The organism is Actinomycetes bacterium, assembly GCA_035489715.1.
Lineage (GTDB): Bacteria > Actinomycetota > Actinomycetes > JACCUZ01 > JACCUZ01 > DATHAP01.
Genome location: DATHAP010000080.1, coordinates 1 through 26,960 on the forward strand (window position 1 = coordinate 1; position 26,960 = coordinate 26,960).

28 protein-coding genes are annotated in these 26,960 nt (G+C 74.2%); 15 read left to right on the forward strand and 13 right to left on the reverse strand.

Annotated features, from left to right (window positions below; translation table 11 throughout):
• From VK640_06750 to whiG, 4 genes are all read left to right on the forward strand, one after another.
• Positions 1-1,581 (forward strand): YifB family Mg chelatase-like AAA ATPase (locus tag VK640_06750; protein HTE72882.1); only part of this gene is annotated, 1,581 nt, incomplete at its 5' end.
• Complete coding sequence (gene dprA, locus VK640_06755; GenBank protein ID HTE72883.1) at positions 1,578-2,720, forward strand: DNA-processing protein DprA; 1,143 nt, start codon at positions 1,578-1,580, stop codon at positions 2,718-2,720. The genes VK640_06750 and dprA, both read left to right, overlap by 4 nt.
• Before the next feature lie 125 nt (positions 2,721-2,845).
• Complete coding sequence (locus tag VK640_06760; GenBank protein ID HTE72884.1) at positions 2,846-3,838, forward strand: tyrosine recombinase XerC; 993 nt, start codon at positions 2,846-2,848, stop codon at positions 3,836-3,838.
• A complete protein-coding gene (whiG, locus tag VK640_06765) occupies positions 3,813-4,691 on the forward strand; it encodes an RNA polymerase sigma factor WhiG (GenBank protein HTE72885.1) in 879 nt (292 codons plus the stop codon). The genes VK640_06760 and whiG overlap by 26 nt, the downstream gene beginning before the upstream one ends.
• Positions 4,692-4,699: 8 nt before the next feature.
• Here the strand turns inward: whiG and VK640_06770 are convergent, their stop codons facing one another.
• Entirely contained in the window at positions 4,700-5,485 is a 786-nt protein-coding gene (locus tag VK640_06770; protein HTE72886.1) for a L,D-transpeptidase family protein, read from the reverse strand.
• A 29-nt stretch (positions 5,486-5,514) separates the two neighbouring features.
• Here VK640_06770 and VK640_06775 point away from each other — a divergent pair, with 29 nt between their 5' ends.
• Entirely contained in the window at positions 5,515-6,714 is a 1,200-nt protein-coding gene (locus tag VK640_06775; protein HTE72887.1) for an aminotransferase class V-fold PLP-dependent enzyme, read from the forward strand.
• Here the strand turns inward: VK640_06775 and VK640_06780 are convergent.
• Complete coding sequence (locus VK640_06780) at positions 6,611-7,399, reverse strand: M23 family metallopeptidase (GenBank protein HTE72888.1); 789 nt, start codon at positions 7,397-7,399, stop codon at positions 6,611-6,613. The two genes, VK640_06775 and VK640_06780, sit on opposite strands and share 104 nt — an antisense overlap.
• Positions 7,400-7,763: 364 nt before the next feature.
• Here VK640_06780 and rpsB point away from each other — a divergent pair, with 364 nt between their 5' ends.
• From rpsB to VK640_06820, 8 genes are all read left to right on the forward strand, one after another.
• A complete protein-coding gene (gene rpsB / locus VK640_06785) occupies positions 7,764-8,846 on the forward strand; it encodes a 30S ribosomal protein S2 (protein ID HTE72889.1) in 1,083 nt (360 codons plus the stop codon).
• Positions 8,847-8,925: 79 nt separating this feature from the next.
• Entirely contained in the window at positions 8,926-9,753 is an 828-nt protein-coding gene (gene tsf, locus VK640_06790; GenBank protein HTE72890.1) for a translation elongation factor Ts, read from the forward strand.
• A gap of 107 nt (positions 9,754-9,860) precedes the next feature.
• A complete protein-coding gene (gene pyrH / locus VK640_06795; protein HTE72891.1) occupies positions 9,861-10,595 on the forward strand; it encodes a UMP kinase in 735 nt (244 codons plus the stop codon).
• Positions 10,596-10,671: 76 nt separating this feature from the next.
• Positions 10,672-11,229 carry a ribosome recycling factor gene (gene frr / locus VK640_06800; GenBank protein ID HTE72892.1) on the forward strand — a complete coding sequence of 186 codons (558 nt, stop codon included), beginning with the start codon at positions 10,672-10,674 and terminating at the stop codon, positions 11,227-11,229.
• A gap of 16 nt (positions 11,230-11,245) precedes the next feature.
• Positions 11,246-12,139: a phosphatidate cytidylyltransferase gene (locus tag VK640_06805; GenBank protein HTE72893.1), complete on the forward strand. Its 894-nt coding sequence runs from the start codon at positions 11,246-11,248 to the stop codon at positions 12,137-12,139.
• A gap of 16 nt (positions 12,140-12,155) precedes the next feature.
• Positions 12,156-13,289: a 23S rRNA (adenine(2503)-C(2))-methyltransferase RlmN gene (gene rlmN, locus VK640_06810; protein ID HTE72894.1), complete on the forward strand. Its 1,134-nt coding sequence runs from the start codon at positions 12,156-12,158 to the stop codon at positions 13,287-13,289.
• A 25-nt stretch (positions 13,290-13,314) separates the two neighbouring features.
• The gene (locus tag VK640_06815) at positions 13,315-13,890 is read left to right on the forward strand and encodes a DivIVA domain-containing protein (protein ID HTE72895.1); all 576 of its coding nucleotides are present in this window, start codon (positions 13,315-13,317) and stop codon (positions 13,888-13,890) included.
• 33 nt (positions 13,891-13,923) lie between these two features.
• Positions 13,924-15,801, forward strand: a complete 1,878-nt coding sequence (locus tag VK640_06820; protein ID HTE72896.1) for a propionyl-CoA synthetase — start codon at positions 13,924-13,926, stop codon at positions 15,799-15,801.
• An 18-nt stretch (positions 15,802-15,819) separates the two neighbouring features.
• On the opposite strand, the gene VK640_06825 is transcribed toward VK640_06820, so the two are convergent.
• From VK640_06825 to VK640_06855, 7 genes are all read right to left on the reverse strand, one after another.
• Positions 15,820-16,593 (reverse strand): fructosamine kinase family protein, encoded by a 774-nt coding sequence (locus tag VK640_06825; protein HTE72897.1) that lies wholly within the window; start codon positions 16,591-16,593, stop codon positions 15,820-15,822.
• The gene (locus VK640_06830) at positions 16,574-17,095 is read right to left on the reverse strand and encodes a low molecular weight protein-tyrosine-phosphatase (GenBank protein ID HTE72898.1); all 522 of its coding nucleotides are present in this window, start codon (positions 17,093-17,095) and stop codon (positions 16,574-16,576) included. Before VK640_06830 ends, VK640_06825 begins: the two co-directional genes overlap by 20 nt.
• A 25-nt stretch (positions 17,096-17,120) precedes the next feature.
• Positions 17,121-17,984: a phosphatase PAP2 family protein gene (locus VK640_06835; protein HTE72899.1), complete on the reverse strand. Its 864-nt coding sequence runs from the start codon at positions 17,982-17,984 to the stop codon at positions 17,121-17,123.
• A gap of 44 nt (positions 17,985-18,028) precedes the next feature.
• On the reverse strand, positions 18,029-19,300 hold the full coding sequence (locus tag VK640_06840) for an MFS transporter (protein ID HTE72900.1): 1,272 nt from the start codon (positions 19,298-19,300) through the stop codon (positions 18,029-18,031).
• Positions 19,301-19,427: 127 nt separating this feature from the next.
• Positions 19,428-19,895 (reverse strand): Rieske (2Fe-2S) protein, encoded by a 468-nt coding sequence (locus VK640_06845; protein ID HTE72901.1) that lies wholly within the window; start codon positions 19,893-19,895, stop codon positions 19,428-19,430.
• Positions 19,892-20,455, reverse strand: coding sequence for a DUF6529 family protein (locus VK640_06850; protein HTE72902.1), 564 nt, complete (start codon positions 20,453-20,455; stop codon positions 19,892-19,894). The genes VK640_06845 and VK640_06850 overlap by 4 nt, the downstream gene beginning before the upstream one ends.
• Positions 20,456-20,497: 42 nt before the next feature.
• Positions 20,498-21,535, reverse strand: a complete 1,038-nt coding sequence (locus tag VK640_06855; protein HTE72903.1) for an ionic transporter y4hA — start codon at positions 21,533-21,535, stop codon at positions 20,498-20,500.
• 145 nt (positions 21,536-21,680) lie between these two features.
• Here VK640_06855 and VK640_06860 point away from each other — a divergent pair, with 145 nt between their 5' ends.
• On the forward strand, positions 21,681-21,941 hold the full coding sequence (locus VK640_06860; protein ID HTE72904.1) for a hypothetical protein: 261 nt from the start codon (positions 21,681-21,683) through the stop codon (positions 21,939-21,941).
• Here VK640_06860 and VK640_06865 read toward each other — a convergent pair.
• The 4 genes from VK640_06865 to VK640_06880 all read right to left on the reverse strand — a co-directional run bounded on the left by VK640_06865 (position 21,919) and on the right by VK640_06880 (position 25,839).
• Complete coding sequence (locus VK640_06865) at positions 21,919-23,325, reverse strand: FAD-binding oxidoreductase (GenBank protein HTE72905.1); 1,407 nt, start codon at positions 23,323-23,325, stop codon at positions 21,919-21,921. The genes VK640_06860 and VK640_06865 overlap by 23 nt on opposite strands.
• On the reverse strand, positions 23,322-23,981 hold the full coding sequence (locus VK640_06870; protein ID HTE72906.1) for a pyridoxamine 5'-phosphate oxidase family protein: 660 nt from the start codon (positions 23,979-23,981) through the stop codon (positions 23,322-23,324). Before VK640_06870 ends, VK640_06865 begins: the two co-directional genes overlap by 4 nt.
• Complete coding sequence (locus VK640_06875; protein ID HTE72907.1) at positions 23,966-25,285, reverse strand: aspartate aminotransferase family protein; 1,320 nt, start codon at positions 25,283-25,285, stop codon at positions 23,966-23,968. Before VK640_06875 ends, VK640_06870 begins: the two co-directional genes overlap by 16 nt.
• Positions 25,286-25,365: 80 nt before the next feature.
• Positions 25,366-25,839: an Lrp/AsnC family transcriptional regulator gene (locus VK640_06880; GenBank protein HTE72908.1), complete on the reverse strand. Its 474-nt coding sequence runs from the start codon at positions 25,837-25,839 to the stop codon at positions 25,366-25,368.
• Positions 25,840-26,000: 161 nt separating this feature from the next.
• Here VK640_06880 and VK640_06885 point away from each other — a divergent pair.
• Positions 26,001-26,960 (forward strand): aldehyde dehydrogenase family protein (locus tag VK640_06885; GenBank protein ID HTE72909.1); only part of this gene is annotated, 960 nt, incomplete at its 3' end.

Here is a 26,960-nt window from a genome sequence, read left to right on the forward strand (position 1 = left end):
CACCCGGTCCCGCGACTCCGACAGCGACGTGTCCGGGAGGCCGACCTCGGCCAGGGCGTTCCGTCGTACGCGCTGGTCGGCCTCCCGGACACGTCGCTGTCGGAGTCGCGGGACCGGGTGCGAGCCGCGCTGGTGAACAGCGGGCTCCGCTGGCCGGCCACCCGGCGGGTGACCGTCAACCTGTCACCGGCCAGCCTGCCGAAGCGCGGCTCGTCGTTCGACCTGGCGATCGCGGCCGCGATCCTGGAGGCGCAGGGCGACGTACCGCCAGGTGCGTTCTGGCAGGCGGTGCTGGTCGGCGAGCTCGGGCTGGACGGGCGGGTCCGGTCGGTGCGCGGGGTCCTGCCGTCGGTCGCCGCGGCTGCCCGGGCGGGTGTCCGGTCGGTCGTCGTGCCGGCCGCGGACGCGGCCGAGGCGGCGCTGGTGCCCGGCGTCCAGGTGACCGGCGTGAGCACCGTGCGCGAGCTGGTGGCCCGGGCGCGGGGCGAGGAGCCGCCCGAGGGGCCGGCCGCTGACGTGGTCCGGCTCGACGACCTCGACCGCCTCGACCGCCCGGGAGAGGCGGGCTCGTCCACGTCGGCAGCGGACGACCGGCTGGAGGACCTGCACCGGGTGGACCTGGCCGACGTGCTGGGGCAGGCGACCGCGCGCTACCTGCTCGAGGTGGCCGCGGCCGGCGGGCACCACCTGCTGATGCTCGGGCCGCCCGGTGCCGGCAAGACGATGCTGGCCGAGCGGCTCCCGGGCCTGCTGCCCGCCCTGGACGACCAGGCGGCGCTGGAGGTCACCACCGTGCACTCGGTGGCCGGCACGCTGGGCCGCGCCGGCGGGACCCCGCTGCTGACCCGGCCGCCGTTCCAGTCGCCGCACCACACCGCGTCGGTGCCGGCGATCGTCGGCGGCGGCTCGCACGTGCTCCGGCCGGGAGCCGCGTCGCTGGCGCACCGCGGCGTGCTGTTCCTCGACGAGGCGCCTGAGTTCGCGCCGGGGGTGCTCGACGCGCTGCGGGAGCCGCTGGAGTCCGGCGAGATCACGGTGGCCCGGCTGGCGGCGCAGGTGCGGTTCCCGGCCCGGTTCCAGCTGGTGCTCGCCGCCAACCCTTGCCCGTGCGGGCTGGCGACCGAGCGCGACGCCGCCTGCAGCTGCACCCCGATGGCCCGGATCCGCTACCTCGGGCGGCTGTCGGGCCCGCTGCTGGACCGGGTCGACCTGCGGATCGAGATGCGGGCGGCGTCGCGGGCCGACCTGCACGGCGACCCGGCCGGTGCCGAAGGGACGGCAGCGGTGGCCGCGCGGGTGCTGGCCGCTCGGGGGCGGATGGCGGCCCGCCTGGCCGGGACTCCGTGGCGGGTCAACGCCGAGGTGCCCGGGCACGTGCTGCGCCGGGAGTGGCGGCTGCCCTGGGACGTCGTCGCCGAGGCGGAGCAGCGGCTCGACCGCGGCGGGCTCACCGCGAGGGGGGTCGACCGGGTGGTGCGGGTCGCCTGGACACTGGCCGACCTGGCCGGCCGGGACCGGCCGGACGCCGACGATGTCCGGGTGGCGCTGGACAGCCGCGGCAGCACCCGGCGGGCGGCATGACGGGTGGCGGGAGTGGCGGCGACCTCGCGAGCGGGACGGTCGGGGACCTCGACGAGGACGCGCGGGCCCGGGTGGCGCTGAGCCGGCTGGCGGAGCCGGGCGACGCCGTGCTGGGCGTCGCGGTCCGGGAGCTCGGTGCGTCCCAGGTCCTGGCCGGGATCCGGGATGGCACGCTCGGCCTGCGCCGGCTGGACTCCTACCGCGTGCGCCTCGGCCAGTCCGACGTCGAGACCGACCTCGCCGTTGCCGGCCGGGCCGGCGCGCGGCTCGTCCTGCCCGGCGGCGCCGGCTGGCCGGAGCGGCTCGACGACCTCGGCGACGCCCGGCCGCTGCTGCTCTGGGTGGCCGGGCGCGACGACCTCGTGCGCATGGCCCACCGGTCGGTGGCTCTGGTCGGCGCGCGGGCGTGCACGCCGTACGGCGAGACCGTCACCGCGGACCTGGCGGCCGGGCTGAGCGACCGGGGCTGGACGGTGGTGTCCGGCGGTGCCTTCGGCATCGACGCGGCGGCCCACCGTGGCGCGCTGGCGGTCGGCGCCCCGACCGTGGCGGTGCTGGCGTGCGGCATCGACCTCGCCTACCCGACCGCGCACACGCGGCTGCTGGCCGCGGTGGGCGGCAGCGGCGCCGTCGTGTCCGAGCTGCCGCCCGGCGCCCGACCGACCCGCACCCGGTTCCTGGAGCGCAACCGGGTGATCGCCGCCCTGACCCGGGGGACCGTCGTCGTGGAGGCGGCGGTCCGCAGCGGTGCGCGCAACACGGCGGGGCACGCCGACCGGCTGTCCCGGGCGGTGATGGCGGTGCCCGGGCCGGTGACGTCGGCGATGTCCGCGGGCTGCCACCAGATGCTGCGGGACGAGGGAGCGGCCCTGGTGACCTCGGCCGCCGACGTCGTCGACCAGGTGGGTGCCCTCGGCGGCGACGCGCTCACGGCGGACCGGGGCGAGGTACGGGCGCACGACGTGCTGGACCCCGAGGCGCTGCGGGTCCTCGAGGCGCTGCCGGCCCGTCGCTGGGCGGCCCCCGACGCCGTCGCCCGGGTCGCCGGGGTGGACCCACCCGGGGTGCTGCGCGCGCTGGGCCGTCTGGGCGCGGCCGGCCTGGCCAGGTCCCGCGACGGCGCCTGGCGCCGCGCCTGACCCTGGCCGGACCGGCGCGGCGCGGCGCGGCGGTGCTTGCCTCGGCGCCGGGCGCGGGTCACGGTGACCCCGTGGGGGCTGACTCGGGAGCAGCGACGGCAGGCGACGGCGCCCTGCCGCCGGCGATGGCGGACGCCCTGACGGCGTTCACCCGTCACCTGCGCTCGGAGCGCGGACTCTCCGAGCACTCGGTCCGCGCCTACCGCGGCGACGTCACGACGCTGCTCGACCACGCGCACCGGATGGGCGCCGACGCCATCTCGGCGCTCGACCTGCGCACCCTGCGCAGCTGGCTGGCCGGACAGGCCAGCCGGGGACGGGCCAAGACCACCCTCGCCCGGCGGGCCGCCGCCGCGCGGACCTTCACCGCCTGGGCGATCCGCGAGGGGCTGCTCGAGCGCGACCCCGGCGCCCTGCTGGCCACGCCCCGGTCCGGCCGCTCGCTGCCCGCGGTCCTGCGCCGCGACGAGGCGGCCGCCGTGCTGGAGCTGGCCGCGGCAGGGTCGCCCGCAGCGGGGCCGCCGGCCACCGACCCGGGCGGGACCGGCGACGCGGGGGCTGGCCCGGCCGACGCCGGTGCCGACCCGGCCGAGCAGGGGCCGGCGGAGCGGGCGGTGCGGCTGCGGGACCGCGCCGTCCTCGAGGTCCTCTACGCCAGCGGCATCCGGGTCGGCGAGCTGTGCGGGCTCGACCTGCCGGACGTCGACCGGGGCCGCCGGGTGCTGCGGGTCATGGGCAAGGGGGCCAAGGAGCGGACCGTGCCCGTCGGGCTCCCGGCCCTGCGTGCGCTGGACGAGTGGTTGTCCGACGGCCGGCCGGCGCTGGCGGGAAGCGGGAGCGGCCCGGCGCTGTTCCTCGGACGCCGGGGGCGGCGCGTTGACCCCCGGACCGTGCGGCGCTCGGTCCACGAGCTGCTGCGCGGGGTCGAAGGGGTCCCGGACCTGGGCCCGCACGGCATCCGCCATTCGGCTGCCACGCACCTGCTGGAAGGGGGAGCCGACCTGAGAACCGTTCAGGAGCTGCTGGGCCACGCTACGCTCGCAACGACCCAGATCTACACGCACGTGTCCGTCGAGAGGCTGAAGGCGACCTATGACCAAGCGCACCCACGGGCGTGACGGCAGTGCCGCCACGGCGAGCGGGGGAGTGGGCGCCGTGACCGAGCGGGACGTCGCCGTGGACGAGGCTGCTGACGAGAAGACCGCCGCCGAGGCGGCGCTGCGCGAGCTCTGGCAGCAGTACAAGAAGACGGCCGACGGCGCCCTGCGCGAGCGGCTGATCCTGCACTACTCGCCGCTGGTCAAGTACGTCGCCGGCCGGGTCGGCGTGGGCCTCCCGCCGAACATCGAGCAGGCCGACCTGGTGTCGTACGGCATCTTCGGGCTGATCGACGCGATCGAGAAGTTCGACCTGGACCGGGCGATCAAGTTCGAGACGTACGCCATCAGCCGGATCCGCGGCGCCATCATCGACGAGCTACGCGCTATCGACTGGATCCCGCGCTCGGTGCGCTACAAGGCCCGCGAGGTCGAGAAGGCCTACGCCAAGCTCGAGGGCGAGCTGCACCGCACGCCGTCCGAGGCCGAGGTCGCGGCCGAGATGGGCATCAAGCTCGACGACCTGCACGCGATCTTCAGCCAGGTGTCCTTCGTCAACGTCGTCGCGCTCGACGAGCTGCTCAGCGTCGGCGGCGAGAAGGGCGACAAGCTCAGCCTGGTCGACACCCTCGAGGACACCCGCGCCGAGGACCCGGTCCTCGCGTTCGAGTCCGAGGAGACCAAGTACCTCCTCGCCAAGGCGATCAACACCCTGCCCGAGCGGGAGAAGATCGTCGTGACCCTCTACTACTACGAGGGGCTCACGCTGGCCGAGATCGGCCAGGTGCTCGGCGTCACGGAGAGCCGGATCTGCCAGATGCACACCAAGGCGGTCCTGCAGCTGCGCGGCAAGCTCGCCGACGGCAAGGACTGACCGGCGGGCTACATCCGGTCGATCACCCGGCGCGGGCCCATCACCACCATCGGCCCGGCGGCGGGGTCCAGCCACCGCAGCAGCGCGGTCATCCGTCGCGGCGCCATCGCCACGCAGCCGGCCGTCGGCCGGTCCAGCACCTCCCGGGCCTGGACGTGCAGGAAGATGCCGCCGCCACGGCGGGTGTCCGACGTCCGGCTGGCCACCAGCTCGCCGCCGGCCCGGTGCACTCCGCCGGGCAGGTTGTATCCGACGACGACGGCGTGCCGGTACTGCCGGCCGAACGACGAGAGGTCCTCGGCCCACGAGGTCCGCCAGTCCGAGGCCCGGCCGCGGCGTGGCTGCCACACGTTGTAGGTCGCGGGGTCTCTCGGGTCGTAGGGCCACCAGTCGGTCGGGTCGACCTCCCGGTACGGCAGTGCCGTCCCCGGGTCCGGCCGGGTCCCGAACGCCCAGGGCAGTGGGAAGCTCCCCGCTGGTGTCGTGGACGTGTTCTGCTGCCGCCGGTCCGCCAGGACGAAGCCGTTCCAGCCCAGCCACACCCGGCTCGGGTCCAGCGCCTGTCGCCAAGTTCCGTCCGGCATCAGCCCGTACGTCCGCAGCACCCCGCGCCGGCTCGACCAGGCGTCGGAGGTCACGACGACGACCTGCCCCGCGGCGCCGACGTGGGCCAGGCGGCTCGGGTGCCAGCGCGGTGGCTCGGCCCGCGCCGGCGCCGGGACCAGGCCCTGCAGGGCGACGGCGAGGGCCAGCGCGAGCAGCGAGGCGGTCAGCGGGCGTGGCAGCGCGAGCACCTGCCGAGGGTGCCTCCTAGTCTTGGCCGGTGCCAGTCGAACCCGCCATCCCGCGTGTCGGGCCGGCCGAGAACCCGGTCTGGGGGGACGACTGGGCCGAGGTCCGCGACCTGTGGCCCCTCGAGCCCACCGTCGCCCACCTCAACCACGGGTCGTACGGCGCCGTCCCCACCGCGGTCCTCGAGGAGCAGGCGTCCTGGCGGCAGCGGATGGAGTCCAACCCGGTCCGGTTCTTCAACCGGGAGCTGCCGGCCGTGCTGGCTGCCGCGCGTGACGAGGTGGCCGCCTTCCTCGGGGCCGACCCGCGCGGCACCGCCTTCGTCCGCAACGCCACGACCGCGGTGAGCACCGTCCTGGCGTCGTTCCCGCTCGAGGCCGGCCAGTCCGTCCTCCTCACCGACCACGCGTACGGGGCGGTGCGGATCGCGGCCGACCGGTTCACCGGCCGGGCCCGGGCCCGGGTCGAGGTCGTGCACCTGCCGCTCGACGAGGACGACGCCGCCCACGCCCGGCGGGTGCTCGACACGACCGGCCCGCACACCCGGCTCGTCGTCCTCGAGCAGGTGACGAGCCCGACCGCCCGGCGGCTGCCTCTCGTCGAGCTGGTGCCGGCCCTCCAGGAGCGCGGCGTCGCCGTGCTCGTCGACGGTGCGCACGCCCCGGGCATGCTGGCCGTCGAGGTCGAGCGGCTGGGCGCCGACTTCTGGGTCGGCAACCTGCACAAGTGGTGCCTCACCCCGCGGGGGACGGCACTCCTGAACGCCGCGCCGCGCTGGCGGTCCGCCCTGCTGCCGCTCGTCGCGTCGTGGGGCGAGGCGGACGGCTTCCCGGACGCCTTCGCGGACATCGGCACCGACGACATGACCGCCTGGCTGTCGGCTCCGCGCGCCCTGCGGGTGCTGGAGCGCCTCGGTCTGGACCGCCTGCGCCGGCACAACGCGGAGCTCGCCGTCGCCGGCCAGCGGATCGTCGCCGAGGCCCTCCGGCTCGACCCGGCGGCGCTGCCGCGGGACCCCGCGGTCAGCATGCAGCTCGTCCCGCTGCCCGACGGCCTGGTCCGGGACACCCGAGAAGCGGACGCGCTGCGCAACCGGATCGGCGAGGAGGCGGGGGTCGAGGTGGGCGTCACCGCCTGGGCGGGGCGCGGGTTCCTGCGCCTGTCCGCCCACGCCTACAACGCGCCCGACGACTACCGGCGCCTCGCGGCCGACCTGCCCGCCCTGCTCTGAGCCGGTCGGCGACCAGGAGCGGGCCACGGTCGGGTCGCCGGTCGCGGCCTGCTGTCGAGGTCAGGCCGGGCGTCGCGGTCACGGATGCCGTGGCGGTCACGCGCGACGCGGTCACGCCGGGCGCAGCTGCGGCGCCGGCCGCTGCGGCGCCGAGCGGCTGGTCGGCAGCCGACCAGGCCCACATCGGGAGCAGGCGCACGACGGCGCCGGCCCCCACCAGGGCCAGCGGGTCCAGATAGGTCTCGCCACGGCGCAGCCCCCAGTGCAGGCAGGTCGCCGGCAGGCAGTGCCCCGGCGCCGCCGCCACCGTGCCGACCGGGTCGCCGCGGGCCACCGGGTCGCCGCGCGCCACGACCGGCGTCACCGGCTCGTACGTCGTCCGCAGCCCGCCCGGGTGGTCGATGCTGACCACGGGCCGGCCCGCCACCGGGCCGGCGAACGCCACCGTCCCCGGGCCGGCGGCCCGGACCTCCGCGCCCACCGCCGCGGCCAGGTCGACGCCGCGGTGCCCCGAGGCGAACGGGCCGGCCGGGGCCACGAACGGCGCCACCACCACGGGCACCGGGTCGAGCGGCCAGCCCCAACCCGCGCCGGCCACCCCGGACACCCCGGCCGCCGGAGGGACCGGCCAGCCCCACGTCGCGGCGACCGTCAGCACGACCAGGGCGGGACGATGGAGCGGCACCGGGCCAGCCTGGCGGCCCTCACCGGCCGCCCGGTGGCCCGGGCGGCATCTGTGGACGAGCGGGACGTCTCGCCCCGCTGTGGATTTCCGGGCAGGTGCGCGCGGGGCGTACACTCGCCGGCAGCGACCCGTCCTGCGGGTCGACTTCGCACGCCCGCACGCCGTCACCGGCCGGACACTCCCGGTCACCGACGGGGGCGCGCCCTCGGTCCTCCCGACCGGCCTCCGGGCCGCGACGGTGGCGGGCGCTCCCGCAGGCGTCAGGACGCGGCGGCCGGCCGGCCGACCGTGACGAACCGAGCGGCGCCCTGCCGCCACCGTCGCACGACGGGGCCGCGGGAGCGCAGGAGAGGCAGGCCGGACCATGGCCACCAACCAGGTCGTGTCCATGAAGCAGCTGCTCGAGAGCGGCGTGCACTTCGGGCACCAGACCCGCCGTTGGAACCCGAAGATGAAGCGCTTCATCTTCACCGAGCGCAACGGCATCTACATCATCGACCTGCAGCAGTCGCTGTCCTACATCGACCGCGCGTACGAGTTCATCAAGGAGACCGTCGCGCACGGCGGCTCGGTGATGTTCGTCGGCACCAAGAAGCAGGCCCAGGAGGCGATCGCCGAGCAGGCGACCCGGGTCGGGATGCCTTACGTGAACCAGCGCTGGCTGGGCGGCATGCTCACCAACTTCCAGACCGTCCACGGGCGGCTGCAGCGCCTCAAGGAGCTCGAGCAGCTCGACTTCGACGACGTGCCCGGCTCGGGCATGACCAAGAAGGAGCTGCTGGTCCTGCGCCGCGAGAAGGACAAGCTCACGAAGACCCTCGGCGGCATCCGGGACATGACCCGGGTCCCGAGCGCGGTGTGGATCATCGACACCAAGAAGGAGCACATCGCCGTCGGCGAGGCGCACAAGCTGGGCATCCCGGTGGTCGCGATCCTCGACACCAACTGCGACCCGGACGAGGTCGACTACAAGATCCCCGGCAACGACGACGCGATCCGATCGGTCACGCTGCTCACCCGGGTGATCGCCGACGCGGTCGCCGACGGCCTGATGGCCCGCGTGCGCACCTCGCAGGAGGGCGACGACAAGCCCGAGGGCCTCGCCACCGACGAGCCGCTGGCCGAGTGGGAGCGCGAGCTGCTGCGCGGCCAGGCCGCCGAGGGCACGCCGGCCGCCGGTGAGGTCGTCGAGGGCGCCGGCGCCGAGGCCACTGCCCCGGCGGGCGCCGCCGCCGACACCGCTGTGACCCAGGTGACCGAGGTGACCGGGGCCCCTGCGGCCGAGGCGCCGGCGGCTGACGCCACCGAGGCGCCCGCGGCTGACGCCACCGAGGCGCCCGCTGCCGAGGCACCCGCGGCGGAGGCCCCGGCGACCGAGGTACCCGCGGCGGAGGCTCCGGCGACCGAGGCCCCCGCGGCTGACGGAGCCGAGCCGACCCAGGCCTGACCGGGCCGTAGCCCCGCCGTAGCCCCACGGGACGGTCGCCCACCACGGGCGGCCCCCACGACACCGAAGAGAGCGAGAGATGGCGAACATCACCGCCGCGGAGGTCAAGAAGCTCCGCGACGCGACCGGCGCCGGGATGATGGCCGCGAAGAAGGCCCTCGAGGAGACCGGCGGCGACTTCGACAAGGCCGTCGAGACCCTGCGGATCAAGGGCGAGACCAAGGTCAAGGAGCGCGGCGCCGAGCGCAGTGCCACCAACGGCCTGGTCGCGGCGGCCGACGGAGCGATGATCCAGCTCAACTGTGAGACCGACTTCGTCGCCAAGAACGAGCAGTTCCAGCAGCTCGCCGCGGACATCGTCGCCCACGCCGCCAAGACCGGCACCGGGGACGTCCAGGCGCTCCTCGCGGAGACGCTGGCCGACGGGCGCACGGTGGCCGAGAACATCGACTCGGTCGCCGCAGTCATCGGCGAGAAGCTCGAGCTGACCGCCGTCGTCGTGCTCGGCGCCGAAGGCCGGCAGGTCGCGACGTACATGCACAAGCGGGCCGCCGACCTGCCGCCGCAGGTGGGCGTGCTCGTCGAGTTCGAGGGCGACGACCTGACCGCGGCGCGCGGCGCCGCCATGCAGGTCGCGGCCATGCGCCCGACCTACGTGTCGCGTGAGGAGGTGCCGGCGGACGTGGTCGAGAACGAGCGGCGCATCGCCGAGGCGACCGCCAAGGAGGAGGGCAAGCCCGAGCAGGCCCTCCCCAAGATCGTGGAAGGCCGGGTCACCGGCTTCTTCAAGGACGTCGCGCTGCTCGAGCAGCCGTCGGTGCAGGACAGCAAGAAGTCGGTCAGGGCGCTGCTCGACGAGGCCGGGGTCCGCGTGCTGCGGTTCACCCGCTTCGAGGTCGGCGGCTGACCGCCGACCAGGAGGCCGCTGCTGCCGGCCACCCGCCGCCGCGGGTGGCTGGCAGACTGCGGAGGACGAGGACCCGGCCGGAGGCCGGGGCGAGGGAGGCCGCGACCGTGCAGCGAACGACCGAAGGCGGCAGCTATCGCCGCGTCGTGCTCAAGCTCTCCGGCGAGGTCTTCGGCGGCGGCGCGGTCGGCGTCGACCCCGACGTCGTCGCGGCGATGGCGCGCCAGATCGCCGAGGTCGCGCGCGACGGCGTGCAGGTCGCCGTTGTGGTCGGCGGCGGCAACTTCTTCCGCGGCGCCGAGCTCTCCCAGCACGGCATGGACCGGGCCCGCGCCGACTACATGGGCATGCTCGGCACGGTGATGAACTGCCTCGCGCTGCAGGACTTCCTCGAGAAGCAGGGCGTCGAGACCCGGGTCCAGACCGCCATCGCGATGGGCCAGGTCGCCGAGCCGTACATCCCGCGCCGCGCCATGCGTCACCTCGACAAGGGCCGCGTCGTCATCTTCGGCGCCGGCGCCGGCATGCCGTTCTTCTCGACCGACACGGTCGCGGCACAGCGGGCGATGGAGATCGGCGCCGAGGTGTTGCTCATGGGCAAGAAGGGCGTCGACGGCGTCTACGACTCCGACCCGAAGTCCAACCCGGCAGCAGTCCGCTTCGACTCCCTGTCCTACGACGAGTTCCTCGCACGGGGGCTCAAAGTCGCCGACGCCACGGCGATCAGCCTCTGCCGCGACCACCACCTCCCGATCGTCGTCTTCAACCTGACCGAGGAGGGCAACATCGCCCGCGCGGTCCACGGTGAGAAGATCGGCACGGTGATCGGCCCCGACGCCTGACCGGCGTCGGCCCCGACGCCCGACCGGCGTCCGCAGCGCCACCAGCGACCGCACCCGACAGAACACGGAGACCAGCGTGATCGATGAGACGCTCTTCGAGGCCGAGGAGAAGATGGAGAAGGCGGTCTCCGTGGCGCGCGACGACTTCGGGACCATCCGGACCGGCCGGGCCAACCCTGGCATGTTCAACAAGATCATGGTCGACTACTACGGCGCCCCGACGCCGGTCAACCAGCTTGCCTCGTTCCACGTCGTCGACGCTCGGATGCTGACCCTCACGCCATACGACAAGAGCTCGATGGACGCCGTTGAACGGGCCATCCGCGACTCCGACCTGGGCGTCAACCCCACGAACGACGGCGCGATCATCCGGGTGGCGTTCCCGCAGCTGACCGAGGAGCGCCGCAAGGAGTTCATCAAGGTCGCCCACCGCAAGGCCGAGGACGCCAAGATCGCGATCCGCAACATCCGCCGGCACGCAAAGGACGAGCTCGACCGGATGGCCAAGGACGGCGAGGTCGGCGAGGACGACGTCTCCCGGGCCGAGAAGGAGCTGGAGAAGGTCACCCAGCGCCACGTGGCGTCGGTCGACGAGCTGCTCAAGCACAAGGAGGCCGAGCTCCTCGAGGTGTGAGGGGTTCGGCTCGCAGATGACCCCAGACCAGTCAGCCGACCGGGAGAGCTCTTCCCCACTCGAGCCGGTCCCGATGGAGCCGGTGCCGCCGCCCGAGCGGCGCAGCCGGGCAGGGCGCAACCTGCCGGCAGCCATCGGCGTCGGGGTTGCCCTCGCCGCGCTCATCATCGTGACCCTCTACGTCTGGAAGCCGTCGTTCCTGGCGGTCGTCGCGGCGGCCGTGGTGATCGCGGTGTGGGAGCTGTCCAACGCTCTCAAGGGCGAGCAGGTCCGGGTGGCGGTCGTGCCGGTCGTGGTCGGCGCGCTGTCGATCCTCGGCGCGGCGTACGCGGGGGGCACGGAGCCGATGCTGGTCGCGGTGACGCTCACCGTCATGGCGACCCTGCTGTGGCGGCTGCCCGAGAACCCCGACGGCTACGTGCGCGACGTGACCGCCGGTGTCTTCGTGACGACGTACGTCCCGCTGCTCGCCGGCTTCGCGGCGCTCCTGCTGCGGGCCGACGACGGCGCCGACCGGGTGGTCGTCTTCATCGCGGTCACCGTGCTCTCCGACATCGGCGGGTACGTCGCCGGCGTGCTCTTCGGGCGCCACCCGATGGCCCCGACGATCAGCCCGAAGAAGTCCTGGGAGGGCTTCGCGGGGTCGGCGCTCTTCACCGCGGTCGGTGGGGCCCTGCTCGTCGCCTTGCTCCTCGACGGCCTGTGGTGGGAGGGCGTCGTCATCGGGCTGGCCGCCATGGTCGCCGCTACCCTAGGCGACCTCGGCGAGTCGATGATCAAGCGCGACCTCGGCATCAAGGACATGGGCTCCCTGCTGCCGGGCCACGGTGGGATGATGGACCGGCTCGACTCGTTGCTGCTCGCGGCGCCGGTGACCTACCTGCTCCTCTCCTGGCTCGTCCCCGCCTGAGAGACTGCGGGTAACCATGCCGGTCGCCGGAGAGCTCGTCTTCGCCGCACCCCGTCGGGCGAAGCCCCCGCGGCACCTCGCCGACCTCACGCCGGCCGAGCGCCGCGAGGTGGTCGAGGCGATGGGGGAGCGGCCGTTCCGTGCCGACCAGCTCGCCACCCATTACTTCGCCCACCTGCTCGACGACCCGGCGGCGATGACCGACGTGCCGGCGAAGGCCCGCGGCCCGCTGGCCGCGGCGCTGCTGCCCACCCTGCTCACGCCGGTGCGTCATCTCGACTGCGACAACGGCATGACCCGCAAGACGGTCTGGCGGCTCTTCGACGGGGCGACCGTCGAGAGCGTGCTGATGCGCTACCCGGGCCGGGTGACCATGTGCGTCTCGTCGCAGGCCGGCTGCGGCATGAACTGTCCGTTCTGCGCGACCGGGCAGGCCGGCCTGACCCGCAACATGTCGGCGGGCGAGATCGTCGACCAGGTCGTGACCGGGGCGCGCTGGCTGCGCAACGGCGAGCTGGGAGGGGCCGGTGCCGCCGACACCGCCGACGCCCTCCGGGTCTCCAACGTGGTCTTCATGGGCATGGGTGAGCCGCTGGCCAACTACCGCGCTGTGCTGGGCGCCGTCCGTCGCATCACCGACCCGTCGCCGGGCGGCCTGGGCATCTCCCAGCGCAGCGTGACGGTGTCTACCGTCGGCCTGGTGCCGGCGATGGACAGGCTGACCGCCGAGGGGCTGTCGGTGACGCTGGCCCTGTCGCTGCACGCGCCCGACGACGAGCTGCGCGACACGCTGGTGCCGGTCAACACCCGGTGGAAGGTGGCCGAGGTCCTCGACGCTGCCCGGCGGTACTTCGACGCGACCGGCCGTCGAGTCAGCATCGAGTACGCCCTCATCCGCGACATCAACGACCACGCCTGGCGGGCCGACCTGCTGGGCACCGAGCTCAACCGGCGCGGGCGCGGGTGGGTGCACGTCAACCCGATCCCGCTCAACCCGACGCCGGGGTCGAAGTGGACGGCGAGCGACCCGCAGGTCGAGCGCACCTTCGTCCAGCGGCTGCGGGCCCACGGCATCCCGACGACGGTCCGCGACACCCGCGGCCGGGAGATCGACGGCGCGTGCGGGCAGCTCGCGGCGGTGAGCGGGTGACCCGGGTGCCCGGCGGAGGGCCGCGATGACACGCGGCCACCATGACCGCTACCCGCGGGTGAGTCGCTGGCGCAAGGGCTACCACCGGCGCCAGGTGGACGCGTTCGTGAGCAACGTCGAGGTGTCGCTGAGCGGCATGATCCCGATGCCCACGGCGACCGACATCAGGCGGGCCGGCTTCGAGCTGCGTCGCGGGGGATACGACACCGCGGCGGTCGACGCGGCGCTGGACGAGCTCGAGGGCCGGGTGCTCGCGGTGCAGCGGATGTCGGCGGGGCGCCGCGGCAGGGCCGACCCGGGCGCCGACGCGGCGGTGCTGCGGGACGAGGTCTCGGGGCCGTACATGCAGCGCTTCCCGCGGGCCGGCTTCCTCCGGCGCGGCTACGACCTGGACGACGTCGACGACTTCGTCGACCGGGTGCTGGTCTGGCTCGACGGCGGCGGCCCGGCGGGCCAGCAGCTGGCGGTCGACGACGTGCGGTCGGCGGTCTTCCGGCCGAGGAGGGGCGGCTACCGCGAGGACGCGGTCGACGACACCCTCGACCACGTGGTCGAGCACCTGATGCTCCACCAGCCCCGAGAAGGGGCCGTCGGTCCCTAGCCCTGGTCTCGGGCGGCGGGCAGGATGCCGCCCATGGGCAGCTACCGCGCGACGTACGACCGCAGCCTCACCGATCGCGACGCGTTCTGGCGCGAGGCGGCGGCCGCCGTCGACTGGCGCACACCCCCGGCCACCGTGCTGGACGAGAGCCGGGCGCCGTTCTACCGGTGGTTCCCCGACGGCGTGCTGAACACCTGCGAGAACGCGCTGGACCGGCACGTCGCTGCTGGCCACGGGGACCGGCTAGCCCTGGTCTACGACAGCCCGGTCACCGGCACCAAGCGCACCTACACCTACGCGGAGCTGCTCGACGAGACGGCGTTCTTCGCCGGTGCGCTGGCCGGCCTCGGCGTCGGCAAGGGCGACCGGGTCGTCATCTACCTGCCGATGGTCCCCGAGGCGGTGGTGGCGATGCTGGCGTGCGCCCGGCTCGGCGCGGTGCACTCGGTGGTCTTCGGCGGCTTCGCCCCGCACGAGCTGGCGGTGCGCATCGACGACGCGCGCCCGAAGGTCGTGGTGTCAGCGTCCTGCGGCATCGAGGTGACGCGGGTCATCGAGTACAAGCCGCTGCTCGACCGTGCCCTCGACCTGGCCGCGCACGCACCCGACCATGTCGTCGTGCTGCAGCGACCGCAGGCGCATGCCGCCCTGACGGCGCCGCGCGACCTCGACTGGCACGAGCTGGTCGCCGACGCCGAGCCGGCCGTGTGCGTGCCGGTCGCCGGGTCGGACCCGCTCTACGTCCTCTACACGTCCGGTACCACAGCCAGGCCCAAGGGCGTCGTGCGGGACAACGGCGGCCACGCGGTCGCCCTCACCTGGAGCATGGCCAACATCTACGGCATCGGCCCGGGCGACGTGTGGTGGAGCGCGTCCGACGTCGGGTGGGTCGTCGGCCACTCCTACATCGTCTACGCGCCGCTGCTGGTCGGCGCCACGACGGTTCTGTACGAGGGCAAGCCGGTCGGCACGCCCGACGCCGGCGCGTTCTGGCGGGTGATCGAGGAGTACGGCGTCAGGGCGCTGTTCACGGCGCCCACCGCGTTCCGGGCGGTCCGGAAGGAGGACCCGGACGGCGCACTGCTCGCCGGCCACGACGTGTCGTCGATGCACACGCTGTTCCTGGCCGGGGAGCGGCTCGACCCGGACACCTGGGAGTGGGCCGGTGAGCGGCTAGGCATCCCGGTGGTCGACCACTGGTGGCAGACCGAGACCGGCTGGCCGATCGCGGCCAACCTGCGCGGCCTGCAGCCGATGCCGATCAAGCCGGGGTCGCCGACGGTCCCGGTGCCGGGCTGGGACGTGCAGATCCTCGACTCGCACGGCCGGCCGGTGCCGGCCGGCACCGAGGGGGCGATCTGCGTCCGGCTGCCGTTGCCGCCGGGGGCGCTGCTGACGCTGTGGAACGACGACGAGCGGTTCCTGTCGTCATACCTGCGCGCCTTCGACGGCTACTACCTGACCGGCGACGGCGGCTACCTGGACGAGGACGGCTACCTCTACGTGATGGGCCGCACCGACGACGTCATCAACGTGGCCGGCCACCGCCTCTCAACCGGGTCGATGGAGGCGGTGGTCGCCTCGCACCCGGACGTCGCCGAGTGCGCGGTCATCGGGGTGCACGACGACCTGAAGGGTCAGGTGCCGCGCGGGCTGGTCGTGCTCAAGGCGGGGGTCGACCGCGACCCGGACGAGCTGCGGGCCGAGCTGGTGCGGCTGGTGCGCGACGAGATCGGCGCGGTGGCCTCGTTCCAGCACGTCGACGTCGTCGCCGGGCTGCCCAAGACCCGGTCCGGCAAGATCCTGCGCCGGTCGCTGCGGGCGATCGCCGACGGCAAGGACGAGCCGGTGCCCTCGACCATCGAGGACCCGACGGTGCTCGAAAGGCTCCGCCCCACCCTGCGCGGCTGAGCCGGGGGTAGCCAGGCGTCAGAGCTGCAGGGCGCGGCGCGCGGCGCGCACCGCCTGGGCGACGTAGCTGCCGCCGAAGAGGGTCGCGTGCACGAGCAGCGGGTGCAGCTGGTGCAGGGCGACCCGGTCCTTGCGGCCCTCGGCGGGCGGATGCACCTCGTCGTAGGCCGCGAGCACCCGGTCCAGGTGGGGCAGCCCGAAGAGGGCCAGCATCGCCAGGTCGGTCTCGCGGTGGCCGCCGTCCGCGGCCGGGTCGACGAGCACCGCACCGTCCGGGGCCCACAGCACGTTGCCCGACCAGAGGTCGCCGTGCAGCCGGGACGGCGGCTCGGCCGGTCCGGTCAGCCGCTCGTCGCCCTCGCGCAGCCGCTCGCAGACGGCCTCGACCGCGCGCCGGCCGTCCGGGTCGAGCGCATCGGTGAAGGGCGCCAGCCGCAGGTCGGCGTAGAACGGCCCCCACCCGGGCGGCGGTGCCGCCGCGTGCGGGAGCGGCAGCGTCGCGATCCAGCCGTCGCCCGGCCAGCCGTCGGGCGGGCAGCCGTGGTGCCGGGCTCCCGCCCGGTGGGTCGTGGCCAGGGTCCGGCCGAAGGCCTCGGCGTCGGCGACGGTGGGCGGGCGCTGCCGGACGTGCGGCAGGACGATCTCGTCCGCGCCCACCGACAGCGGCTCGACGACGGCGACCCCGCCGGCCGCCGCCAGCCACCGCAGGCCGGTCGCCTCGACAGCGAAGAAACCCTGGGGCGCGCCGGTCCGCGACTTGCGGAACGGCGGCTCAGACCGGCTGGACCACACCGTCGCGGACCAGCTCGCGGATGATGCCCCGGCAGCCGGCCTCCACCTGCGCCAGCACCCGCTCGAAGTCGGCCGCCGAGCCGTAGTAGGGGTCCGCGACGTCACCGCCGCCGTCGAGACCGCGGTCGCGGTCGGCGTCCTCGGCGAAGGAGCCCAGCAGCCGGACCTTGGTCTCGTGCGGCCCGCCGGCGGCCAGTGCGCGCAGCTCGTCCAGGTGGCCGCTGTCCAGTGCGACGACCAGGTCGCGGTCGACCAGCCAGGACGTCTCGAACGCCTGCGCCCGGTGGGCGGAGCCGTCGTAGCCCGCCTCGCGCAGCGCTACCACCGCCCGCTGGTCGGCCGGCTCGCCGACGTGCCACGAGGTGGTGCCGGCCGAGTCGACCTCGACAGCGTGGCCGAGCCCCTCCTCCTCGAGCAGCCGGCGCAGCACCGCCTCGGCCATCGGCGAGCGGCAGATGTTGCCCGTGCAGACGAAGCAGATCCGGTACGTCGTCCCAATCATCCGGGCCATCGTCCCAGCCGCCCGCTCAGGCGGCCGCGCGGCCGTCCCGCTCCTCCCACCCGCCACGAGCCACCAGCGCGGGCCGGGCCGGCTCGCCGGCGCCCACCGCGACGGGACGGCCGCCCCACCGGGCGGGCAGCCGGACGGCGACCGCGGCACCGGCGGCGAGCACCGCGACCCCGGCCACGGCGTCGAGCAGGTAGTGGTTGGCGGTTGCCACCACGACGAGGGTCGTGACGAGCGGGTAGGCGACCGCCAGCACCCGGAGCCACCGCTGACGGGTGCAGAGCAGCACCACGCCGGCGCACCAGACCGCCCAGCCGACGTGCAGCGAGGGCATCGCAGCGAGCTCGTTGGTCAGAGCGCCCAGGCCGCGCGGTGCGCTCGCGTCCGAGCCCCACCAGCCGGAGCCGGCGGTCGAGGCCAGCGTGTCGACGTAGCCGGCCAGCATCCGGGGCGGGGCCATCGGCAGCAGCGCGAAGCCGGCGATCCCGATCGCGGAGCCGGCGATCAGGGTGTTGCGAGCCACCCGGTAGCGGCCCGGGTGTGCGCGGTAGACCCAGACCAGGACCAGCGGCGTCACGACGTAGTGCAGCAGCGAGTACCAGTAGCTCGCGACGAGCGGGAGCACCGGCAGGGCGCTGAGCCCGTCGTTGAGCCACCGCTCGACGTCGAGGTGCAGGACCGCCTCGACGTGCAGCAGGTCACGCGCGTTGTCGACGGCCTGGCCGGGGTCGGGGTCCGCGAGCAGGCGGGAGGCGCTGTAGGCGACGTAGAGCGCGGCCAGCAGCGCGAGCTCGCGGCCGGCGCGCGGTCGTGGTCCGGTGACTGTCGTACGCACGACCACAAATCTGGCCAGGCCGCGGGCGCCGCACATCAGGGCGACCACCGGTCCTGTCCCTGAGCCGACCCTGGTTCCGACCCCGAGGCACGTCATGCCGACTCCTCGGCCGGCACCGTGGCCGGGGTCTCCCGGGTGGAGTAGTCCTCGGGTACCGACAGCCGCTGCGCGAGGCGGACGAACGGCAGGGCGGCCGCCTGGAAGAGACCGCTGATCGCGAACGTCGCCGGGTAGCCCCACACGTCGGCGACCCGGCCGAGGGCCGGCTGCAGCGCCACTCCACCGGTGTTGCTGAGCAGCGAGTCGAAGGACAGCACGGTGGCGCGCTGCCGGGACGGGATCAGGGCGTTGAGATACGTCTGCCGGACCGGCTTCTCGGCTGCCGCGGCGAGGCTCCACACGGCCAGCAGGACAACCACCAGCGCGAAGCTGTCGACGACCGGGACGACCAGCAGGGCTCCGGAGCTGAGCGCCGTGGTCATCAGGATCATCGAGGTGCGTCGCTGGAACGCGTGCCGGAGCCGCGGGGCGAGGAAGCCCCCGATGATGTTGGCGCCGGCGACCAGTGCGGCCGCGAGGCCGGCGACGCCGTACGCCCCCTCGTCGCCGTAGAGCTCGAGCAGGTAGGGCTGCATCGCGTAGAAGACGTAGATGCCGACACCGCCGACGAACGGCGACGTGAGCATCATCCAGCGCACCGCCGGCTGACCGAGTCCGTAGTGCAGCGAGTCCCGGAAGATCCGGCGGACCTCCGGACCCGGCCGCTTGCCGCGCTCCGGGGTGAAGCCGATGTCGTGCATCAGGAAGAACGCCAGGGCGAACGTCATCGCGAGGAGGCCGGCCCGCACGAGGAAGGGGACGCCGAGGTTGGTCGCCTGGGCGATCACGCCGCCGAGCACCGAGCCGGTCAGCATCGCGGCCCCGCCGACCGCCTGGGCGCGGCCGAAGACGGCATCCAGCTCACCGGTGAAGCCGGTGTGGTGCAGCGCGTCGACCAGCCAGGCCTCCATCGCGCCGGAGAAGAACGTGAAGCCCAGCCCGAGCAGCACGGACACGACGGCCCAGGCCCAGAACGCCGCGTCGACCTGCCAGAGCATGACGTAGAGCAGCGTCGCGGCCATCAGGGTCAGCGAGCCGACGAGGAAGGAGATCCGCCGCCCGGCCAGGTCCGCGACCACGCCGGTCGGCACCTCGAACAGCATCATCCCTGCGGTGAAGAACGCGTTGGCGGCGAAGGCCTCGAGGTTGTTCAGCCCGGCGTCGAGGAGGAAGAGGGTGTTGATGCCCCAGATCAGCGACGCCGACAGCGTCGTGAGCATGACCAGCGTGAGATAGGTGCGCTGCACCTGGGTCGCCGTGGTCACTCAGGTCCCAGCAGCGCTGCGGTCCCGATTTGTTCCGCCGGCGGGTCAGCGCAGCGCCAGCACGGCGCCGAGGGCCACGCCGAGGGCGGCCAGCCAGATCAGGGTGGGCACGGGTCGCCAGCGCACCTCAGCCACCGCCCGCCAGGTAGACGGCGCCGGCGCGGACCTCGACCGGCACCGCCGGGAGGGGGGTCCTCGCCGGGCCGCTGACGACGTCCCCGGTGGCCGCGTCGAAGACGCTGCCGTGGCAGGGGCACGTGATGCGGCCCTCGGTCACCCCGTTGACCGTGCAGCCCTGGTGCGTGCAGGTGGCCGACAGCCCGTGCACCTGGTCGCCGTCGCGGACCAGCACGAGGTGCTGGTCGCCGAGCACCACGCCGCCGCCGTCGGGCAGGTCGGCGACCTCGGCCAGCGCCGAGTCGCCTGCCCCGCCGGCGGCACCGTCGCCACCGGCCGGCCCGTAGCCGTTGGCGCCGGCGGCCGCCGCCTCGTCGACGGCGGAGGAGGCCCGGGTGACGACGTAGCCCACGACGGCACCGGCGGCCACGACCAGCGCCCCGTTGAGCACCGACCGGCGGGTGGGGGAGGCGGTCATGTCAGCGGGATCCCGGACCGGGTGAAGAACCACAGCGCGGAGGTCAGCCAGACCAGCACGAGGGTCGAGAGCACCGACCCGCCCAGCACCGGCAGCGCCCAGCCGGGTAGGCCGCGCAGCCGAAGGCCGAGCATCTTGGCGGCGTACGCCCCGTAGAACGCGCACGCGGCCAAGCCGTGCACCAGGACCCGCGGGCTGCCCGCCGAGAAGCCCAGCGCCCACATGCAGTGCAGCGCGACGGGCAGGGTGAGGGCGAACGCCACCGCGCCGCTGGTGCGGTGCAGCGGAGCGGCCCACGACGGAGCCCGGCCGGCGCCGGGCAGCCGCTCCCACATCCACAGCGCGCTGAGCAGCTGGACGACGAGCAGCAGGGCGGCGGCCGTGGTCAGCCAGGCCTTCATCTGCAGCATCCCGGAGAAGCCGAAGGTGGCGAACGGACGCCCGGCGGGCTCGTGGACACCGGCGTAGACCCCGGTCACCACGGCGACCAGGCTGCCGGTCACGAGCAGCCACCAGGACGACGGGCGGGTGCGCGACGCGCGTCCCTCCACCGTGGCCACCTGATCACTGTCGACCCGCGCGCCCGGTGAGGGCAAGACCGACTAGGGGCTGACCGCCAGGAAGAGGAACGCCGAGAGCACCGCCAGGTGCACGCCGCCCTGCAGCAGCGTGGCCCGCCCGGGCACGACGGTGAGGGTCCCTACCACGACGGTGAGGGCGAGCAGCACCATCTCGGTCGGGCCCAGCCCCAGGACCAGCGGCCCGTCCAGGAAGATCGACGCGATCGCGATGGCGGGGATGGTCAGACCGATGCTCGCCATCGCCGAGCCGTAGCCGAGGTTGAGGCTGGTCTGCACCCGGTCGCGGCGGGCGGCACGCACCGCCGCGACCGTCTCGGGCAGGAGCACCAGCAGCGCGATGACCACGCCGACGACCGCCTGCGGGAAGCCGGCCGCGGCGACCCCGCGCTCGATCGCCGGCGAGATGGTCTTGGCGTCGCCGACCACGGCGACGAGGGCCACGAGCAGCAGCCCCAGACTGGTCAGCGCCTGCCGGTCGGTCGGCGGCGCGGCGTGCTCCTCGGCGCCCACGATTCGCCCGCTGGTGGTGATGGGCAGGAAGTAGTCGCGGTGCCGGACGGTCTGCACGGCGACGAAGAGCCCGTAGAGCCCGAGCGACGCCAACGCCGCGAACGCCAGCTGCGGCGAGGTGAACTCCGGCGTGCTGCGCCCGGTCGTGAACGAGGGGACCACCAGCGACAGCGTCGCCAGTGTCGTGACAGTGGCCAACGCGCCACCGGTGCCCTCGGCGTTGAACACCGCGACCTGACGGCGCAGCGCCGCGACCAGCAGGGCCAGCCCGACGACGCCGTTGCAGGTGATCATGACGGCGGCGAAGACCGTGTCCCGGGCCAGCGTCGCCGTCTTGTCGCCGCCGCCGACCATCAGCGTGACGATCAGCGCGACCTCGATGACGGTGACGGCGACCGCGAGCACCAGCGACCCGAACGGCTCGCCGACCCGGTGCGCCACCACCTCGGCGTGGTGGACCGCGGCGAGCACCGCCCCGCCGAGCAAGACCGCGACGACCGCGACGAGAACCGGCGGCAGGTCCCGGCCCCAGGTCACGACGAGCAGCAGCGCCGCGCCCGCGGGGACGGAGACCGTCCAGTGCCAGGGGCGGTGCGACGCCGGAGAGGGGGCGGGCGACGGGGCGGAATGCTGGGCGGGAGCGGCCACGCCCGATCCTCCCAGCACGACGCGATGTTCACCCGATCGGGTGATCATGCGCGACTGGCGCGTGGTCGACGTCTGGCCTGTGATAGCCGGCGCTTCCCCCGCTGCCCACCCGGTGATGACCGCGCTCGCCCGCGGGATCCCGGTCACCCTCCTCATGGACCTGCTCGACCCGGCCGGCCCGGACTCGCGCACCGTGCTGGCCACCGAGACCGCCGACCTCGGCTGGCTGCGGGACCTGGCCTATCCGGCCGCACCACGGCAGGGCCGCGACGACTCGCCGGAGGTCAGCGGCCGAGCAGCCGGTTGAGAGCGGCGGCCCGCCGCGACGGCCGCCCGGTCCGGGCCTCCTCGGTGTCGGCACCGCCCATGACCGCCAGGGACGCGCTGACCCCCAGCCAGCGCAGGGGCTCCGGCTCCCAGCGGCGCGACCGGTGGTTCACCCACGGCAGCGCGGTGAGGCCGCTGTCGCGACCGAGCACCAGGTCGGTCAGGGTCCGGCCGGCCAGGTTGGTCGTCGCGACCCCGTCGCCCACGTAGCCGCCGGCCCACGCCAGCCCGGTCGCCGGGTCGAGGCCGACGGAGGCGCACCAGTCACGGGCGATGCCGAGCGGCCCGCCCCAGGAGTGGGTGATCGCGGCGTCCCCGACCGCGGGCAGCAGGTCCACCAGCGCCCGGTGCAGGGCGGCGAAGGTGGCCGGCTCGCGGTCGTGCTCCGGGCGCACCGACGATCCGTAGTGGTAGGGCGCGCCGCGGCCGCCGAAGGCCAGCCGGCCGTCCGCGGTGCGCTGTCCGTAGACGATGAGGTGCCGGTGGTCGGCGAACGTCTCCCGCCCGGCCAGTCCCACCTCGGCCCACACCCCGGCCGGCAGCGGCTCGGTGGCGACCATGAGGGAGTAGACCGGGGCCACGTCGCGCCGGTGCCCGGGCAGCGCCGGCGTGTAGCCCTCGGTGGCCCGGACCACGACGTCGGCCCGCACCCGCCCCCCGTCCGTCGTCACCAGGTGCGGCTCGGCGGCGGTGACCTCTGTGCGCTCGTGCACCGTGGCGCCGAGCCGCTCGACGGCGCGCGCGAGGCCGCGGACCAGGCGCGCCGGGTGGATCGCCGCGCAGTGCGGGGTGTACGTCGCCCCGAGCACCCCGGTGGCGCCCAGGCGGGCCCGGGCCTCGTCGGGACCGAGCAGAGCCAGGTCGTCCTCGCCGAAGCCGAAGGCCCGGGCCTCCTCGACCTCCGCGCGGGACCGGTCGAGCTGCACCGGGGTCCGGGCCGCGACGACGGTGCCCCCCTTGGCCCAATGGCAGTCGATGCCCTCGGCGGAGGCGACCGCGCCGACCTCGTCGACCGTCTCCTGCATCGCACGGTACTGCGCGACCGCGGCCGGCCGTCCGTAGCGACGGGCCAGCCAGGTCAGGCTCGCGGGGAACAGCGCGGAGCACCAGCCGCCGTTGCGCCCGCTGGCCCCGAAGCCGGCCACCTCGCGCTCCAGCACCACCACCCGCAGCGCCGGGTCGGAGCGGAGCAGGTAGTAGGCGGTCCAGAGCCCGGTGAAGCCGGCGCCGACGATGGCCACGTCGGCGTCGCGGTCACCGGGCAGCGCCGCCCGGAGAGCCCAGTCGTCGTCGGCGGTGGCGTGCCAGAGCGACAAGTCCCGCGGGTCGCCGGCGGCCGAGCCGGTCTGCCCGGCGAGGGTCACCCGCCGGTCCAGCCCCGGACGTAGCCGGGCACCGGGTGGTCGCCGCGCAGGTCCGGCGCCCCGACCGGGTCGCCCCACGCCACCGACATCGCGACGGTGCCCGCCCACACCGGCCGGTCCAGGTCACCCGGGTCGTCGTCCGGCGGGCCGTCGCTGACCTTCACCGACCACTCGTCGAGGGGCAGGGAGAGCACCATCGTCTGGGCGAGCTCCTTGGCGTTCGGGTGCCGGGCGTCCGCCCACCGGCCGGGCAGGAGGTGCTCGGTGAGCACCTCGAGGGCCCGCAGCTTGTCGTCGTCCGGCACCCGGGTCGCGACACCCAGCACCATCGCCGAGCGGTAGTGCATCGACGACTCGAAGGTCGACCGGGCGACGACGAGTCCCTCGAGCAGCGTCACCGTGAGGCAGGTCGGTGCCCCGGCAGCCAGCCCCCGGAAGAGCCGGCTGCCGGTCGACCCGTGGAACAGCACCACGTCACCGTCGCGCGCGTGACCGACCGGGACGACGTACGGCCGCGACGCCTCGTCGACGACGGCGACGTGCGCGACCCGCGCGGCGTCGAGGACCGCGTCGAGCACCGCGCGGTCGGTGACCTGCTTCTCGGGCAGCCGCCGGACCCGGGTCCGGTCCTCCGTGCTGCTCAGAGCCGCGACCACGCCTCGGTCAGCACGCTGCGCAGGATCTGCTCCATCTCGTCGAAGTGCGACTGGTCGCAGATCAGCGGCGGCGAGAGCTGGATGACCGGGTCGCCACGGTCGTCGGCGCGGCAGTAGAGGCCGGCGTCGAACAGCGCCTTGGACAGGAAGCCGCGCAGCAGGCGCTCCGACTCGTCGTCGTCGAAGGTCTCGCGGGTGCTCTTGTCCTTGACCATCTCGATGCCGTAGAAGAACCCGTCGCCGCGGACGTCGCCGACGATGGGCAGGTCGGTCAGCTTCTCCAGCGTCCGGCGGAAGTCGGCGCCCTTGTCCTGGACGTGGTCGTTGAGCTTCTCGCGCTCGAAGATGTCGAGGTTGGCCAGGGCGACCGCGGCCGACACCGGGTGCCCGCCGAAGGTGTAGCCGTGGGCGAACATGTTGCTGCCCTGCAGGAACGGCTCCACGATCCGGTCGCTGACCAGCATCGCGCCGATGGGGGAGTAGCCGGAGGTCATGCCCTTGGCGCAGGTGATGATGTCGGGCTGGTAGCCGTAGCGGTCGGCGCCGAAGTAGTGGCCGAGCCGGCCGAACGCGCAGATGACCTCGTCACTCACCAGCAGCACGTCGTGGCGGTCACAGATCTCGCGGACCCGCTGGAAGTAGCCGGGGGGCGGCGGGAAGCAGCCGCCGGAGTTCTGCACCGGTTCGAGGAAGACCGCGGCGACCGTCTCGGGACCCTCGAACTCGATGGCCTCCTCGATCCGGTCGGCGGCCCAGCGGCCGAACGCCTCGAGGTCGTCGCCGTGCTCCGGCGCCCGGTAGAAGTTGGTGTTCGGCACCTTGTGCGCACCGGGGACCAGCGGCTCGAACATCGCCTTGGCGGCCGGGATGCCGGTGATCGACAGGGCCCCCTGCGGCGTGCCGTGGTAGGCCACGTTGCGGCTGATCACCTTGTGCTTCATCGGCTTGCCGGTCAGCTTGAAGAACTGTTTGGCGACCTTCCACGCGCTCTCGACCGCCTCGCCGCCACCGGTGGTGAAGAACACCCGGTTGATGTCTCCGGGCGCAAGGTTGGCCAGCCGTTCGGCGAGCTCGACGGCCTTGGGGTGGGCGTAGGACCAGAGCGGGAAGAACGCCAGCTCGCTGGCCTGCTTGGCCGCGACCTCGGCGAGCTCGGTGCGCCCGTGGCCGGCCTGCACGACGAAGAGGCCGGCCAGCCCGTCCAGGTAGCGCCGGCCCTGGTCGTCCCAGATGTAGGGGCCATCGCCCCGGACGATCATCGGGACGTGGCCGTTCTGGTAGGCCGACATCCGGGTGAAGTGCATCCAGAGGTGGTCCCGGGCCTTGGCCGCGAGGGCGTCGTCCGCCGCCGTTGCCTGCTCGGTGACGTCTTGTGCGGAGAGGGTCATCTGGTTCCCCAGTTGTAGAGCTGCTTGCGCAGCTTGAGGTAGACGAATGTCTCGGTGCTGCGCACCGAGGGGACGGCGCGGATGCGCTTGCTGATCAGGTCGAGCAGGTGGTCGTCGTCCTCGCAGACCACCTCGACGAGCAGGTCGAACCCTCCGGCCGTGATCACGACGTAGTCGACCTCGGACATGTCGGCGATCTTCTCGGCGACGGCTTCCACGTCGCCCTCGCAGTTGACGCCGATCATGGCCTGGCGGGGGAAGCCCACCTGGAGCGGGTCGGTGACGGCGACGATCTGCATGACGCCGGCGTCCAGGAGACGCTGGACCCGCTGGCGCACGGCGGCCTCCGAGAGGCCGACGGCCTTGCCGATCGCCGCGTAGGCCCGGCGCCCGTCCTCCTGCAGCTGCTCGATGATCGCCTTGGAGACGTCGTCGAGCACCACCCCGGATCCGCGCTCCCTGCTCGCCATGGGCCCGATCCTGGCGAGTGGACACCCCTCTTGGCAAGCGAATCCGTGGCTCAAGGGGCCCGAATTTGCTGAATCTGTCGTATGGACCCCCCGTAACTGTTGAGAAGCACGCCGACGGGCTAGTCTGCGCAGCAGTCCCCTACGACGGCAGGAGCGCCCCTGTGAGCACCGACGTCCTCTCGAACTTCGTCGACGGCAAGCCGGCGGCCGCCGCCGACGGCCGCACCAGCGAGCTGGTCGACCCGAGCACCGGCCAGGTCTTCGCCCAGGCACCGGTGTCGTCGGCCGCGGACGTGGACGCCGCGGTCGAGGCGGCCGCCCGGGCCTTCGAGACGTGGCGCGACAGCACGCCCAGCGACCGGCAGAAGGCGCTGATCCGCATCGCCGACGCCATCGAGTCGCGGGCCGACGAGCTGGTCGACGCCGAGGTGCGCAACACCGGCAAGCCGCGCGGGCTCACGCTGTCGGAGGAGATCCCGCCGATGGTCGACCAGATCCGGTTCTTCGCCGGAGCCGCCCGGGTGCTCGAGGGCCGCTCGGCGGGCGAGTACATGGCCGGGCACACGTCCTTCGTCCGCCGCGAGCCGATCGGGGTCTGCGCCCAGGTCACGCCGTGGAACTACCCGATGATGATGGCGGTCTGGAAGTGGGCGCCGGCCATCGCTGCTGGCAACACGGTCGTCCTCAAGCCCTCCGACACGACGCCGGTCTCGACCCTGCTGATGGCCGAGATCATGGCCGAGTTCCTGCCGGCCGGCGTCTTCAACGTCGTCACCGGCGACCGCGACACCGGGCGGTCGCTGGTGTCGCACAAGGTGCCGCAGATGGTCAGCATCACCGGGTCGGTGCGGGCCGGCATGGAGGTCGCGACCTCCGCCGCCACCGACCTCAAGAAGGTGCACCTCGAGCTCGGCGGCAAGGCGCCGGTCGTCGTCTTCGACGACGCCGACCTCGAGGCGGCCGCCGAGGCCATCGCGGTGGCCGGCTACTTCAACGCCGGCCAGGACTGCACCGCCGCCACCCGGGTGCTCGCCGGTCCCGGCATCCACGACGACTTCGTGGCCGCGCTCGCCCAGCAGGCGAAGGACAGCGCCAAGACCGGGCTCTCCGACGACGAGGAC

Excerpts from the sequence above, each read along its gene's own strand:
- VK640_06830 (HTE72898.1), bottom strand. The coding sequence starts at position 17,095 with ATGATTGGGACGACGTACCGGATCTGCTTCGTCTGCACGGGCAACATC.
- VK640_06845 (HTE72901.1), bottom strand. The coding sequence starts at position 19,895 with ATGACCGCCTCCCCCACCCGCCGGTCGGTGCTCAACGGGGCGCTGGTC.
- VK640_06875 (HTE72907.1), bottom strand. The coding sequence starts at position 25,285 with ATGCACTTCACCCGGATGTCGGCCTACCAGAACGGCCACGTCCCGATG.
- whiG (HTE72885.1), top strand. The coding sequence starts at position 3,813 with ATGACCAAGCGCACCCACGGGCGTGACGGCAGTGCCGCCACGGCGAGC.
- VK640_06805 (HTE72893.1), top strand. The coding sequence starts at position 11,246 with ATGACCCCAGACCAGTCAGCCGACCGGGAGAGCTCTTCCCCACTCGAG.
- tsf (HTE72890.1), top strand. The coding sequence starts at position 8,926 with ATGGCGAACATCACCGCCGCGGAGGTCAAGAAGCTCCGCGACGCGACC.
- VK640_06820 (HTE72896.1), top strand. The coding sequence starts at position 13,924 with ATGGGCAGCTACCGCGCGACGTACGACCGCAGCCTCACCGATCGCGAC.
- rpsB (HTE72889.1), top strand. The coding sequence starts at position 7,764 with ATGGCCACCAACCAGGTCGTGTCCATGAAGCAGCTGCTCGAGAGCGGC.
- VK640_06860 (HTE72904.1), top strand. The coding sequence starts at position 21,681 with ATGCGCGACTGGCGCGTGGTCGACGTCTGGCCTGTGATAGCCGGCGCT.
- VK640_06815 (HTE72895.1), top strand. The coding sequence starts at position 13,315 with ATGACACGCGGCCACCATGACCGCTACCCGCGGGTGAGTCGCTGGCGC.
- VK640_06880 (HTE72908.1), bottom strand. The coding sequence starts at position 25,839 with ATGGCGAGCAGGGAGCGCGGATCCGGGGTGGTGCTCGACGACGTCTCC.
- dprA (HTE72883.1), top strand. The coding sequence starts at position 1,578 with ATGACGGGTGGCGGGAGTGGCGGCGACCTCGCGAGCGGGACGGTCGGG.
- VK640_06760 (HTE72884.1), top strand. The coding sequence starts at position 2,846 with ATGGCGGACGCCCTGACGGCGTTCACCCGTCACCTGCGCTCGGAGCGC.
- rlmN (HTE72894.1), top strand. The coding sequence starts at position 12,156 with ATGCCGGTCGCCGGAGAGCTCGTCTTCGCCGCACCCCGTCGGGCGAAG.